Below are 12,005 nucleotides of genomic sequence, written 5' to 3'. Positions count from 1 at the left end.
CTGTGGGAGCAACTGTCTTCTTGTGGAAGCTGGCCTTGCTGGCGATGGGGCGCGTAGCGCCCTTGGCCCGGCTCTGCCGGGCATCGCCAGCATGGCTGACTCTTACGGATGGGCCACCTGCTCCTGCCAAGGTGTTCCGGCCTTTAGCATCGCATTCAGCCGTATGATCAAGACCCGCATGCACGCCACTATCGCCACCTTCGCGCATTTCCCCTCGGCCCGCAAAGCCGCATAGCGGGCTCCGAAGTCTTGGTTGTATCGGATGACGATCCAGCAGGCCATGTACAGCGCTCGCCTGACACGTGACCGGCCACCCCAGATCTCGCGCTTGCCCGCGTGTTTGCCGCTGTCTTGGTTGAACGGTGCAACACCCACCAGTGCCGCGATTTCCTTACGGTCCACCTGGCCCAACTCCGGCAGCAGAGCCACCAGCTTGGTTGCCGTGACCAAGCCAATGCCTTTGACCTCCAAGAGGCGTGGGACACGGTCGTCATTGAGCTTCACGGCCTGTTCAGCGATCTCGAGTTCGAGCGCTTTGATTTCACCTTTCAGGTAAACAATGTGGCGCTCCAGACGGAAGCAGACGCTGGTTGACTGGGCCTGCTTCAGCCGACGTTTGTCATCGTCACGTTGCTGGACGAAGCGATCCCGCTGCATCAGCAACTCGCGCAGCAAGGCCCGTTCAGGCGTCATTACCGTATACCGTTGAGGCGGCAGCACTTCGGCGAAGTGAGCCAGCACCGCAGCGTCGATGGGGTCGGTCTTGGCTTGTTTACCCATGGATTTGGCAAAGGCCCGGACGCGGCTGGGGTTTATCCGGTACGCCGGAAGACCAGCGTCATGTAGAGCCCGCAGGACGTTGCATTCGTAACCGCCGGTCGCTTCAAGGATGATTGCTGAAACCTGATACTCGCCGAGTTTTTCGACAAGCTGACTGAATCCGTTCAGGTCATTGGAAACATTGAAGTTCAAACCTTCGGGGCGGATGTGCACGGCAAGTGTGGTGCTGGAAACATCGATGCCGACAGAGGAAAACATGGCCAAACCCTCTTAGACTCAAGGAGTGAGAGCGCTTTGGCTTGGCCCACGCTTGTGGTTCGAGATTTGGCCCTCATCCAACTGTTCGGGCTCTCGCCAAAGTGGAACGGTGAATGGCAGCTTGTGCTCCCACACGTGCTCGAGGCACCTCGGGCTATCAACTTGCCATTCACCGCTCTCACCTTAGATTCTATTCCCTCCTCAAGACACAAGCGGGTTTACCCGCGAAGAGGCCAGAACAGGCAGTCTAGACAGTGGCTATTTCATCAGCCGTCAGTTCACGAAACTCCCCGGGCGCCAAACCAGGGTCCAGACAGATTGCCCCCATGCTTTCCCGGTGCAACCCCACCACCTTGTTGTTGAAGTGCCCGAACATGCGCTTGACCTGGTGATAACGCCCTTCGACGATCGCCAGCCGGGCCTGGCGCGGGCCGAGGATGTCCAGCTGGGCAGGTTGGGTGGTGAGGTTTTCGAAGGCGAAATAGAACCCCTCGCGAAACCTGGCCACATAGTGCTCGCCAATTTCGTCCTCGGTGTCCACCAGGTAATGCTTGGGCAGCTTGGTGGCAGGCTGGGTCAGGCGCCTTGACCACTGGCCATCGTTGGTCAGGATCATCAGGCCGGTGGTGTTGAAGTCCAGGCGCCCGGCTATGTGCAGGTCATCCCGCAACGCTGCGGGCAGCAGGTCGAGCACGGTCGGGTGCTGTGGGTCTTGGGTGGCGCTGACGCAGCCAGTGGGCTTGTGCAGCATCAGGTAGCGGGCCGGGCGGCCGGCCTGCAGCAGTTGCTCGTCCAGCTCCACGCGGCTGAATTCACGCACTTCGGCCAGTGGGTCGCTGACAACCTGGCCGTCCACCCGCACGCGGCGTTGCGCCAGCATCAGTCGGGCTTGCTGGCGGTTGTGGCTGGGCAGGTTGGCGAGAAAACGGTCAAGGCGCATGGAAACAGTCAGTGGTCAGCGGGTGAGCGGAGTTGGTCTTCGACAGCGGCGCAGCGCGGGCACAGGCAAGCCTTGTTGCGCAATGCGTCTGGCAGGGCCTGGATCACGGCCGGGTCGATGCTTACGCTGTAACACCAGCAGGCCTGTGTGGCGCGGCGCGGGTCGGCCAGGGCACATTGGTTGAGAGCGCCGCAAGCGGGGCAGTGTAGGCTGTCATTCATGGTTGGCATCACTGCAGACACGGTTGCGGCCTGCCTGCTTGGCACGATAAAGCGCACGGTCGGCGCGGGTCAGCAGGGTGTGCAGGGTATCCTCCGGTTGCAGGCTGCTCAGCCCGATGCTGGTAGTCAGGCGCAACGGCTGGTCGTCGTAGCTGAAGGTCAGTTGTTCGGTGCGCCGGCGGATCTTTTCCGCCACCTCGACCGCCTGCCGGCCTTCGGCTTCACGCAGCAGTACGATGAATTCCTCACCGCCCCAGCGGCACAGTATATCCGACTGGCGCAGGCTGCCTTGCAGCACATTGGCGAATTGGCGCAGCACTTCGTCGCCTGCCAGGTGGCCGTGGGTGTCGTTCAGTGCCTTGAAGTGGTCCAGGTCGATCAGCAAGGCCACCAGCGGGCCACTGTCGCGCTGGGCTTCGTGCAGTGCCTGGGCGGCGAGCAGGTCGAAGCTGCGCCGGTTGGGCAGGCCGGTGAGGCTGTCGAGGGTAGCCAAGGCTTCGGTGCTGGCCTGGTGGCGGCGGACCATGGCATGCACCAGCGCCAGCACCACCAAGGTGATCATGGCGCAGATCGCCAGGTTCAGGTACAGGGAGTGACGAATGCGGTCGAGGGCGCCGGTTTCGCGTTTGTCCACCAGCAGGTACCAGTCCAGTTCGGGCAGGTGGCGCACGTTGAGAAAGTGGCTGTGGTTTTCGCTGTCACGGTACTCGTGGCTGCCCTCGCCTGGCACTCGCTGCTCGGCCAGCACGTCATTCAGTTCGGGGTTGTCGCGCAGTGACTGGCCGACCCGCAAGCCATGCGGGCCACCTTCGGAGCCGGTCAGCAGCACCTTGCCGTTGGCATCGGTGAACAGCACCGCCCGCTGGTAGCGGCGTTGATACTGGTCGATCAGCTTGACCACCGACGATACGCTCAGCCCTACGCCTGCGGCGCCGATGAAGCGCTGTTGGTAGTCATGCACCTGGTAGTTGATGAACACGGTCAAGCTGTCGTGGTTGGCCATGTCCAGGTCGACATTGATCTCATAGGGGGCCTTGAGGTCACGCAGGCGGAAATACCAGGCATCGCGCCAGGTGCCCGGCTCGACATGTTTGAGTACGCCCTTGGCCTGGTAATAGGTCAGCGTGCGGTCGGACACGAAAAATGAGGTGAAGGTGTCCTGCTTGCCCATGACTTCGCCCAGGTAGCGGGTCATGCGCCCGGTATCCTGCTCGCCGGACAGCACCCAGTCGCGCAGGAAGGTGTCCTGGGCCATCATCGAGGCAATCAGCACCGGGCGAATCAGGTCTTTCTGGATTTCCGAGTAGACCGTGTCGGAGGTCAGTGGCAATTCGGTATTGACGATGCCATCGCGGATGGCGCTGCGCGAGGCGAAGTAGCTGAGCAGTGAAGTGGCGAGGAAGCCGCAGGCAAGCAGCAGCAACAGGGTAAAGATCAGCGAGCGCTGCGAGAACAGAGCGGAACGTAATGGCATGATCTTCCCGTGATGTGTGCCCAGCCGCCCATTCTAGTGAGATGACCGGCAAATGACTGCAAGTTTTTCAGGGGTATTGCACCTGTATCAAATTGTTGCAGAAATGGCACTGCACCTTGGCGCCACTGTCTTATTCAGTGTCGATGAACGCATTTCGCATCGACGCTCGCCAGCGCCGCTGTTCGGGCACTCCAGCGGTCCAGGAGGCCGCCATGTCCTATCGAATTCTGTTGATCGCCCTGCTGGGGCTGATGACTTCTGCCTGCGCCCCTTATTACGAGAGCGGGGGCTATTACCGTTCGGACTACTACTCCACCGATCGCTATGTAGCGCCGGGGTATTACCGCTACGACCGCTACTACGTGACGCCACAGCCGCGCTACTACTACCAGCCGGCACCACGTTATTACTATCGGACGGCACCGGCGCCTTATTATCGACCGCATCCGCAGCCAGGGATGAACCAGTGGCACGGTAACCCGCGTTATGACTATGGCAACCGCCAGCGGCAAGACTACGGTCAGGACCGCGATCGCCATGACTATCGCAATAACAGCCAGCGTTACCAGCATGGCGACTGGCACTCCAATGGGCAGAGAAATGACGGCGGGCGCTGGGAGGGTCAGCGGGGGCAGGGCCGGGGAGGAAACTGGCAGCGGTAGGTAAATCGAAGCGGGGGCGCCTAGCGCCCCTGTCGCGACACAAGGCTATGCCAGGTCTGCCAACGGGTGCCGCCCCTCCCACGCCTTGGCAAAATGCGCCTCGACCACCGCTGCCGGCACCTGCGCCACATCCGGCCAGTGCCAGCGCGGCTGGTTGTCCTTGTCCAGCAGGCGGGCGCGCACGCCTTCGCTGAATTCAGGGTGGCGGCAACAGTTCAGGCTCATGCGGTATTCCATCTGGAACACTTGCGCCAACGACAGGTACCGCGCCCGGCGGATCTGCTCCCACACCAGGTGTGCCGTCAGCGGGCAGCCTTCGTGCAGGCGTTGGCCGGCAGTTGCCAGCAAGGGGTCGTCATGCTGCTTGAGCCTTTCCAGCGCACACCAGGCCGAGGCCGCATCGGGCACGTCGAGCAACTGATCGATCTCCTGCCGTCGCGGCAGCCACTGGGCCTCTGGCAGCTCGGCGCAAGCTCGATGCTGCTCGGCCTTGAGCAGGCTGTACAGTTGCACGGCAGTCTGTTCTTGCCAGTTAAGTTGCAGTAATTCCTCGATCAGGGCTTCCTGCTGGTGCTCACCCAAAAAACGGTCGGCCAGGCCCAGATCCAGGGCGTCGCGCGCATTGATCGGCGCACCGGTCAGGCCGAGGAACAAGCCCAGCTTGCCTGGCAGCCGGGCCAGGAACCAGCTGGCACCGACGTCCGGGTACAGGCCGATGCTGATTTCCGGCATGGCCAAGCGGCTACTGGGTGTGACGATACGCACATTGGCGCCCTGCAGCAGCCCCATGCCACCGCCCAGCACATGCCCATGGCCCCAGCACAGCAATGGTTTGGGGTAGGTGTGCAGGGCAAAGTCCAAGCGGTATTCGGCGGCGAAGAAGGAGGCCGCCAGCGGTGGCACGCTGCCGGGGTGGTCGCGGCAGGCTTGCACCAGCGCCCGTACATCGCCACCCGCGCAAAAGGCTTTGGCACCGTTGCCGCGCAGCAGCACGCAGACGACGCCCGGGTCGCGGGCCCAGGCATGCAGTTGTTCGCCCAGTACCTCGATCATCGGCAGGTTCAGGGCATTGAGCGCCTTGGGCGCATCCAGGGTGGCAATGCCGATGCGGGCGCCATCGACGCCGGTAAGTACCTCGCAATGAATGGCCATGGACTACCTCTCGCAAGTCATCGCTCAAGTATGGCTGGCTTGGCCGATCATGCCGGTCGTCGGTCGGATCGTTTGACAAGCGGGAAGGGCTTACCTAGTGTCGCGCCATTGTTTACGGAAGGCCCCATGACTGACGACGATCGCATCAAACTCGAACCCAGCTGGAAGGCCGCATTGCGCGGCGAATTCGACCAACCCTACATGCATCAGCTGCGCGAGTTCTTGCGGGGTGAGTATGCTGCCGGCAAGGAGATCTACCCACCAGGGCCGCTGATCTTCAACGCGCTCAACTCGACGCCGCTGGACCAGGTGAAGGTGGTGATCCTCGGTCAGGACCCTTACCACGGGCCGGGCCAGGCACATGGCTTGTGCTTCTCGGTGCAACCGGGCGTGGCCACGCCACCGTCGCTGGTCAATATCTACAAAGAGCTGCAGCGCGACCTGAACATCCCGATTGCCAGCCACGGCTACCTGCAGAGCTGGGCTGAGCAGGGCGTGCTGCTGCTCAACACCACCATGACCGTGGAGCGTGCCAATGCGGCATCGCATGCCAAGAAGGGGTGGGAGTTCTTCACCGATCGCGTCATTCAGGTGGTCAGCGAGCAGTGCCCGAATGTCGTGTTCCTGCTGTGGGGCGCGCATGCGCAGAGCAAGCAGAAGCTGATCGACGGGACCAAGCACCTGGTGCTGAAGTCGGTGCATCCTTCGCCGTTGTCGGCTTACCGTGGGTTCCTCGGCTGTGGGCATTTCAGCCGGACCAACAGCTTCCTCGAACAACGGGGCATGGCGCCGATCAACTGGGCATTGCCACCGCTGTGATCACCTGAACTACCGCGTTGCTTTCTGAGCGGGCAAGCCCGCACAGAAGGCAACGTGGTTATTGCGGGTTCGCATTCCACAAGCGGAACAAAGGCTCCGCCAGAAACAGCACGAACAGCAAGCGCATCACCTGCAGTGCCGTCACCAAAGGCACCGACAACTGCAGTGTCTCCGCCGTCAGGCTCATCTCGGCAATCCCACCCGGCATCATCCCCAGTGTCAGCGAACGCAAGTCCAGCGCAGTCATCACGCTCAGCACCCATGCGGCGCTGGCGGCAATCGCCATGCACAATGCCGTGGCCACCAGGGTGCGCCCGAGGAACGACGGTGCGCGGCGGAAGAACGCGCGGTTGAAGTGACAGGCCAGGCCACTGCCTATCAGCCACTGGCCGATTTGGCTGGCGCCATTGGGCAGGGCGATCTGCAGGTTACCGGCCAGGCTGACCGTGGCCGCCACCAGCAATGGCCCGAACAGCCACGGGTTAGGCTGGCGCAAACGCTGCCAGAGCAACGCAACGGCAACGCCCAGCGGGGCAATCAAGGCCAACCAACCCCAGCTCACGCTACCGGTGTGGTTCAGCGGCACCCCGTCACCCAGCAAAAACTTGAACAGCGCAGGCACGCACAGCACCACAGCCAGCACGCGCAAGCTCTGCGCTGCCGCGACCTGGCTGAGCACCGCACCATTGCGCGCGCCAAGGTTGACCATCTCCCCCGAACCGCCGGGCATGCTGGCGAAGAACGCCGTGGCGCGGTCTTCGCCGGTTCGCCGCAGCAGCCATACGCTGATCACACTGGACAGGGTGGTGAACAACGCGCCGAAAAAGATCAGCGCGAAATGACTGGCCACCTGCTCGATCACCGCCGGCGTGAAATGCAGGCCAATGCCGATACCGATGATCCACTGTCCACACTTGCGGCCATTGGGTATTTCCGACAGCTGCCAGGGGGTCAGGCAGCGCACCAGGATGATCGCCAGCAATGAGCCGACCATCCACGGCAAAGGCCAGCCGGCCTTGCTGGCGGCAAAACCGCCAGCAAGGCCGACCAGCCCGGTCGCGACAAACAACGGCAACGAACGATCAGGCATCAGCCAGGGCCCGGCGCTGCTGGCTACGTTTGCGCCAGATGCGCAGCAGCGGCAGGGCGAACATGACCATGACCAGTGCCCAGACGCCCATGCTGATCGGGCTCGACCAGAGGATGCCCAGTTCACCGTTGGAGATCGACAGCGCCCGGCGCAGGTTCTGCTCCATCAACCCGCCGAGGATGAAGCCGAGCAGGATTGGCGACAGCGGGAAGTCCAGCTTGCGCAGGATGTAACCCATGATGCCGATACCGACCATCAGGAACAGGTCGAAGGTGGTGGCATGCACGGCATACACGCCGATCGCGGTGATGATGGCGATTACCGGCACCAGCGCCCAGTTCGGCACGGCGAGGATGCGGGTAAAGATGCGGATCATCGGGATGTTGAGGATCACCAGCATGATGTTGGCGATGAACAGCGAGGCGATCAGGCCCCAGACGATGTCCGGCTGCTGTTCGAACAGCAGTGGGCCGGGGGTGATGTTGTACAGGGTCAGGGCGCCGATCATCACGGCGGTGGTGCCGGAACCTGGTACACCCAGGGTCAGCATCGGTACCAGGGCGCCACAGCAGGACGCACCAATGGCGGTTTCCGGCGCGGCCAGGCCACGGGCATCGCCCTTGCCAAACTTGCCGCTTTCACCCGCCAGGCGCTTCTCGGTCATGTAGGCCACGGCGCTGGCCAACGTCGCGCCGGCGCCCGGCAGCACGCCCATGATGAAACCGAGCAGGCCGCAACGGATGTTGACCACGAACACCGAGGCCGCTTCCTTGAAGTTGAACAGCATGCGGCCGGTAGCCTTGACCGCCTGGTGGCCATGGTGGGTCTTTTCCAGCAGCAGGAGGATTTCGCTGATGGAGAACAGACCCAGCACCAGGACCACGAACTGAATACCGTCGGCCAGGTGCACGCTGTCACCGGTGAAGCGGTACACGCCGCTGTTGGCGTCGATACCGACCGCCGACAGGAACAGGCCGATCAGTGCGGCAATGAAAGTTTTCAGGGGTTTGTCACCGGCCATGCCGCCAAGCGCGACAATGGCGAAGACCATCAGCACGAAGTACTCCGCCGGGCCGAAGGCGATGGCCCATTTCGCCAGCAGCGGGGCGAATAGCACCATGCCGCAGGTGGCGATGAAGGCGCCGATGAACGAACTCCAGGCCGACAGCGACAGGGCCACGCCGGCCAGGCCCTGGCGGGCCATCGGGTAACCGTCGAGGGTGGTCATCACGGTCGAGGCTTCGCCCGGGATATTCAGCAGGATCGAGCTGATGCGCCCGCCGTACTCACAGCCCAGGTACACCGCGGCCAGCAGGATCAGTGCCGACTCTGGCGGCAGGCCGAGGGCAAAGGCGATGGGGATCAGCAGGGCCACGCCGTTGATTGGCCCCAGGCCCGGCAACAGGCCGACCACGGTACCGATCAGGGTGCCGGAGAGGGCGGTGACCAGGTTGTAGGGGGTCAGGGCAACGCCGAAGCCCTGGCCCAGGTAGCTCAAGGTATCCATGTGTCAGTTCTCCAGTACGCTCAGCAGGCCAAGGGGCAGGGGCACATCCATCACGCGGTCGAACAGCCAGTAGAGGAAGACGCTCATGCCGACCACCACGATGGCGCTGTACAGCCAGCGGCCGCCATACAGGCGGGCCATGGGCAGGCCAGCGAGGATGGCGCTGAGGATGAAGCCCAGGGTCTCGAAGGTGGCGGCGAAGACGATCAGCAGGCCTACGCAGGCGGCGATCTTGGTCAGGGTCTCGCGGTCCAGCTCCGGCTCGTCGTCCTTGCGCACGATGGGGGTGGGGCGGAACACCAGATACAGCAGGCCCAGGCTCATCAGGCCGAGCATCAGCAGCGGGTAGGCGCGCGGGCCTACCGGTTCATAGGAAAACGCTGCCTGGTAGGGCCAGGCCATCACGGCCAGGGCGGCGCACACCGCCAGCAGGGCCAGGGCGAAGATGCGTTGCAGGATCATTGGGGAATCCTCGTTGGGATTGCTCAAGTGAGATGCAAATCCTGTGGGAGCGGCCTTGCGTCGCGATCGGGCGCGAAGCGGCCGCAAAACCTGCCACTGCGATGTGTCCGAAGCATTGCATCGGCTGTGCGGCCCATCGCGACACTAGGCCGCTCCCACAGGGGTGGTGGTGAGTCCGACAGGCTTACTGAATCAGGCCAAATTCCTTGGCCAGTGCCTTGTAGTCGGCCACTTGCTTTTTCACATAGCCGTCCAGCTCTTCACCGGTCATGGCGAACGGGAACAGCTCACGTTGATCACGCAGCTGGGCGAAGTCTTCCGAGGCCAGCATCTTGTCGAACGAAGCCTTCCACCAGGCGTAGTCTTCGTCGCTCACTTTCGGCCCCAGGTAGAAGCCGCGCACCACCGGCCAGACGATGTCGTAGCCTTGCTCCTTGGCGGTAGGGATGTTTTTCATTTCCGGCTCGTCCAGGCGGTTTTCCGAGAACACCGCGAGGATGCGCATGTTGCCGCTTTGGATGTGCGGCATGGAGTCGGAGATGTCGGTAGAGCCGACCTGGATATGGCCGCCCAGCAGCGCCGTGGCAATTTCGCCACCGCCTTCCAGGGCCACGTAGCGCAGGTCACGCGGGTTGATGCCGGCGGCCTTGGCGATAAGCGCAGTCTGCATCCAGTCCTGGCTGCCGACCGTACCGCCCGAGCCGATCACCACCTTGCTTGGGTCTTTCTTCAGTGCCGCGACCAGGTCATCGAGGGTTTTGTAAGGCGAATCGCTTTTCACCGCAATGGCACCGTAGCTGGTGCCGACAGCAGCCAACCATTTCACCGCGTTTTCGTCGAAGCGGCCGAACTTGCCTTGGGCCAGGTTCAGCAGCGAGCCGCTGGACCAGGCCACCAAAGTGCCTGCATCGGCTGGGCGCTGGGCGACCACGGCGTTGTAGGCCACCGCGCCGACACCGCCGGGCATGTAGGTGACGCGCATGGGCTTGCTGAGGATCTTTTCCTGCACCAGGGCGCTTTGCACCAGTTTGCAGGTCAGGTCGAAGCCTCCGCCGGGTGAGGCGGGGGCGATGCATTCGGGGCGTTTGGGTTCTGCAGCGAGGGCGTTGCCGGCCAACAGCAGGCAGCCGGTTGCGAGGACGAGGCGGCGCAGTGAAAAGGTCATCGTCTATCTCCGTGAGCGTTGTTGTTATTGGATTACCGCTATGGGGTTACCACAGCGCCACGCTGTAGCTGACCAACAGCCTCACTTCGTCGGCGTCGCGGGCGAAGTTGGAGCGGAAGGTGGCGTTGCGCAGGCGCACGGCGACGTTCTTCAACGGGCCGCTTTGTACCACGTACTTAAGTTCCGTGTTGCGTTCCCACTCTTTGCCTTCACCGCCGGCCGCGCGGCTGACGTTGTCACCGCTGATGTAGCGGGTCATGAAGGTCAGGCCGGGCACGCCGAGCGCGGCGAAGTTGTAGTCGTAGCGCGCCTGCCAGGAGCGTTCGTCGGCACCGGCGAAGTCGTTGATCTGGACGAAGTTGACCAGGTACGGGTCGGCGCCATCGACATAGGGGAAGGCGCTGTCGCCAGACAGCTGCTGCCAGGCGGCGCTGACCTTGTGCCCGCCCAGGGCGTAGCTGAGCATGCCGTTGAAGGTGGTGTTGTCGATGTTGCCGGCCTTGGCGGCGCCGGCGTCGTCGCTCACCGCCAGGCGCAGGTCGGCGCCCAAGGTGCCTGGGCCCCATGGCTGGGTGGCGACCATGCCGATGAAGTGCTGGCGGTAGATATCGTCGAGCTGGGCGAAGTGGTAGCTGCCGGTGATACGGTCGGTGAACTGGTAGTCGAGCCCGCCCAGGGCCAGGTTGTCGGCGCTGAAGGTGCCACCGAAGCGGCCGTTCTTGTTGTTCAGCGCCAAGTCTTCCCAGTTGGTGTCGTTGCGGTCCTTGGCCTTGTCCAGGCGGCCACCGGTGAAGGTCAGGCCCTTGATCTCCTTGGAAGTAAGCAGGCCGCCCTCGAAGGTTTGCGGCAGGATACGCCCGTCGTTGGGCTGCAGCGTTGGCAGCTCGGGGATCAGGGTGCCGATCTTGAGCTCGGTCTGGGAGATCTTCACCTTGCCGGTCAGGCCCAGCTTGGAATACTCATCGGCAGCCTTGCCGTCATCGTGGGTCGGCAGCAGGCCAGTGTCGGTACGGTCGGGGCTGGAGTCGAGCTTGATGCCGAGCATGCCCAATGCGTCCAGGCCAAAGCCCACGGTGCCATCGGTGTAGCCGGACTCGAAGTTGAGGATGAAGCCCTGGGCCCATTCGTCGCGCTTGGACTGCTGCGCGCTGGTGCCGTCGCGGAAGTCGCGGTTGAAGTACATGTTGCGGGTTTCGAAGGTGGCCGTGCTGTCTTCGAAGAAGGCGGCCTGGCTCATCGGGGCGACACCGGCAAGCGCGAGGGCGCTGGCGATGGCAGAGGGGCGTGCGGCAAAGGAACGGGTAGGCGCGAACGCCTGCGGCTGCGATGACAGCATCGTCGATGACTCCGTTTATTGTTCTTATTCGTTGCACCTTGCTGGTGCTTTTTTCGGCGCGAAGGGCGACCGTGGTGCGATGCTAGGCAACGAACCTTTCGCTAACCTTTCAGCGAGAAAGGTTTGTTACAAGGGGCTT

The 12,005-nt window shown here is 62.9% G+C and carries 12 protein-coding genes; 2 read left to right on the top strand and 10 right to left on the bottom strand.

Features of this window, described 5'->3' with window-relative positions; all coding sequences use genetic code 11:
• Positions 1–102: 102 nt before the first annotated feature.
• From DM807_RS02735 to DM807_RS02720, 4 genes are all read right to left on the bottom strand, one after another.
• Positions 103–1,038, bottom strand: coding sequence for an IS110 family transposase (locus DM807_RS02735; protein ID WP_179026968.1), 936 nt, complete (start codon positions 1,036–1,038; stop codon positions 103–105).
• A 247-nt stretch (positions 1,039–1,285) separates the two neighbouring features.
• Positions 1,286–1,978, bottom strand: coding sequence for a pseudouridine synthase (locus DM807_RS02730; protein ID WP_069942729.1), 693 nt, complete (start codon positions 1,976–1,978; stop codon positions 1,286–1,288).
• A gap of 8 nt (positions 1,979–1,986) precedes the next feature.
• On the bottom strand, positions 1,987–2,199 hold the full coding sequence (locus tag DM807_RS02725; protein WP_012273951.1) for a cysteine-rich CWC family protein: 213 nt from the start codon (positions 2,197–2,199) through the stop codon (positions 1,987–1,989).
• Positions 2,192–3,673: a sensor domain-containing diguanylate cyclase gene (locus tag DM807_RS02720; protein WP_179027031.1), complete on the bottom strand. Its 1,482-nt coding sequence runs from the start codon at positions 3,671–3,673 to the stop codon at positions 2,192–2,194. The genes DM807_RS02725 and DM807_RS02720 overlap by 8 nt, the downstream gene beginning before the upstream one ends.
• Positions 3,674–3,885: 212 nt before the next feature.
• Between DM807_RS02720 and DM807_RS02715 the strand changes: the two genes are divergently transcribed.
• Entirely contained in the window at positions 3,886–4,335 is a 450-nt protein-coding gene (locus DM807_RS02715; RefSeq protein ID WP_012273949.1) for a hypothetical protein, read from the top strand.
• Positions 4,336–4,380: 45 nt separating this feature from the next.
• Here DM807_RS02715 and DM807_RS02710 read toward each other — a convergent pair whose 3' ends face one another.
• Positions 4,381–5,487 carry an enoyl-CoA hydratase/isomerase family protein gene (locus tag DM807_RS02710; RefSeq protein WP_012273948.1) on the bottom strand — a complete coding sequence of 369 codons (1,107 nt, stop codon included), beginning with the start codon at positions 5,485–5,487 and terminating at the stop codon, positions 4,381–4,383.
• A 126-nt stretch (positions 5,488–5,613) separates the two neighbouring features.
• Here DM807_RS02710 and ung point away from each other — a divergent pair, with 126 nt between their 5' ends.
• Complete coding sequence (gene ung, locus DM807_RS02705) at positions 5,614–6,306, top strand: uracil-DNA glycosylase (protein ID WP_012273947.1); 693 nt, start codon at positions 5,614–5,616, stop codon at positions 6,304–6,306.
• Positions 6,307–6,364: 58 nt separating this feature from the next.
• Here the strand turns inward: ung and DM807_RS02700 are convergent, their stop codons facing one another.
• The 5 genes from DM807_RS02700 to DM807_RS02680 form a co-directional block, all read right to left on the bottom strand.
• Positions 6,365–7,396 carry an AbrB family transcriptional regulator gene (locus DM807_RS02700; protein WP_179027030.1) on the bottom strand — a complete coding sequence of 344 codons (1,032 nt, stop codon included), beginning with the start codon at positions 7,394–7,396 and terminating at the stop codon, positions 6,365–6,367.
• The gene (locus DM807_RS02695) at positions 7,389–8,903 is read right to left on the bottom strand and encodes a tripartite tricarboxylate transporter permease (RefSeq protein WP_012273945.1); all 1,515 of its coding nucleotides are present in this window, start codon (positions 8,901–8,903) and stop codon (positions 7,389–7,391) included. Before DM807_RS02695 ends, DM807_RS02700 begins: the two co-directional genes overlap by 8 nt.
• Positions 8,904–8,906: 3 nt before the next feature.
• Positions 8,907–9,365, bottom strand: a complete 459-nt coding sequence (locus tag DM807_RS02690) for a tripartite tricarboxylate transporter TctB family protein (protein ID WP_179027029.1) — start codon at positions 9,363–9,365, stop codon at positions 8,907–8,909.
• A gap of 184 nt (positions 9,366–9,549) precedes the next feature.
• Complete coding sequence (locus DM807_RS02685) at positions 9,550–10,530, bottom strand: Bug family tripartite tricarboxylate transporter substrate binding protein (RefSeq protein ID WP_012273943.1); 981 nt, start codon at positions 10,528–10,530, stop codon at positions 9,550–9,552.
• 46 nt (positions 10,531–10,576) lie between these two features.
• Positions 10,577–11,866 (bottom strand): OprD family porin, encoded by a 1,290-nt coding sequence (locus DM807_RS02680; protein ID WP_012273942.1) that lies wholly within the window; start codon positions 11,864–11,866, stop codon positions 10,577–10,579.
• Positions 11,867–12,005: the final 139 nt, after the last annotated feature.

It is taken from the genome of Pseudomonas hunanensis (assembly GCF_013393325.1).
Lineage (GTDB): Bacteria > Pseudomonadota > Gammaproteobacteria > Pseudomonadales > Pseudomonadaceae > Aquipseudomonas > Aquipseudomonas putida_P.
Note: the sequence above shows the minus strand (reverse complement) of the source record. Positions and strands in the feature narration are given on the sequence as shown.

Excerpts from the sequence above, each read along its gene's own strand:
- ung (WP_012273947.1), top strand. The coding sequence starts at position 5,614 with ATGACTGACGACGATCGCATCAAACTCGAACCCAGCTGGAAGGCCGCA.
- DM807_RS02720 (WP_179027031.1), bottom strand. The coding sequence starts at position 3,673 with ATGCCATTACGTTCCGCTCTGTTCTCGCAGCGCTCGCTGATCTTTACC.
- DM807_RS02680 (WP_012273942.1), bottom strand. The coding sequence starts at position 11,866 with ATGCTGTCATCGCAGCCGCAGGCGTTCGCGCCTACCCGTTCCTTTGCC.
- DM807_RS02730 (WP_069942729.1), bottom strand. The coding sequence starts at position 1,978 with ATGCGCCTTGACCGTTTTCTCGCCAACCTGCCCAGCCACAACCGCCAG.
- DM807_RS02725 (WP_012273951.1), bottom strand. The coding sequence starts at position 2,199 with ATGAATGACAGCCTACACTGCCCCGCTTGCGGCGCTCTCAACCAATGT.
- DM807_RS02735 (WP_179026968.1), bottom strand. The coding sequence starts at position 1,038 with ATGTTTTCCTCTGTCGGCATCGATGTTTCCAGCACCACACTTGCCGTG.
- DM807_RS02695 (WP_012273945.1), bottom strand. The coding sequence starts at position 8,903 with ATGGATACCTTGAGCTACCTGGGCCAGGGCTTCGGCGTTGCCCTGACC.
- DM807_RS02700 (WP_179027030.1), bottom strand. The coding sequence starts at position 7,396 with ATGCCTGATCGTTCGTTGCCGTTGTTTGTCGCGACCGGGCTGGTCGGC.
- DM807_RS02685 (WP_012273943.1), bottom strand. The coding sequence starts at position 10,530 with ATGACCTTTTCACTGCGCCGCCTCGTCCTCGCAACCGGCTGCCTGCTG.
- DM807_RS02715 (WP_012273949.1), top strand. The coding sequence starts at position 3,886 with ATGTCCTATCGAATTCTGTTGATCGCCCTGCTGGGGCTGATGACTTCT.
- DM807_RS02710 (WP_012273948.1), bottom strand. The coding sequence starts at position 5,487 with ATGGCCATTCATTGCGAGGTACTTACCGGCGTCGATGGCGCCCGCATC.
- DM807_RS02690 (WP_179027029.1), bottom strand. The coding sequence starts at position 9,365 with ATGATCCTGCAACGCATCTTCGCCCTGGCCCTGCTGGCGGTGTGCGCC.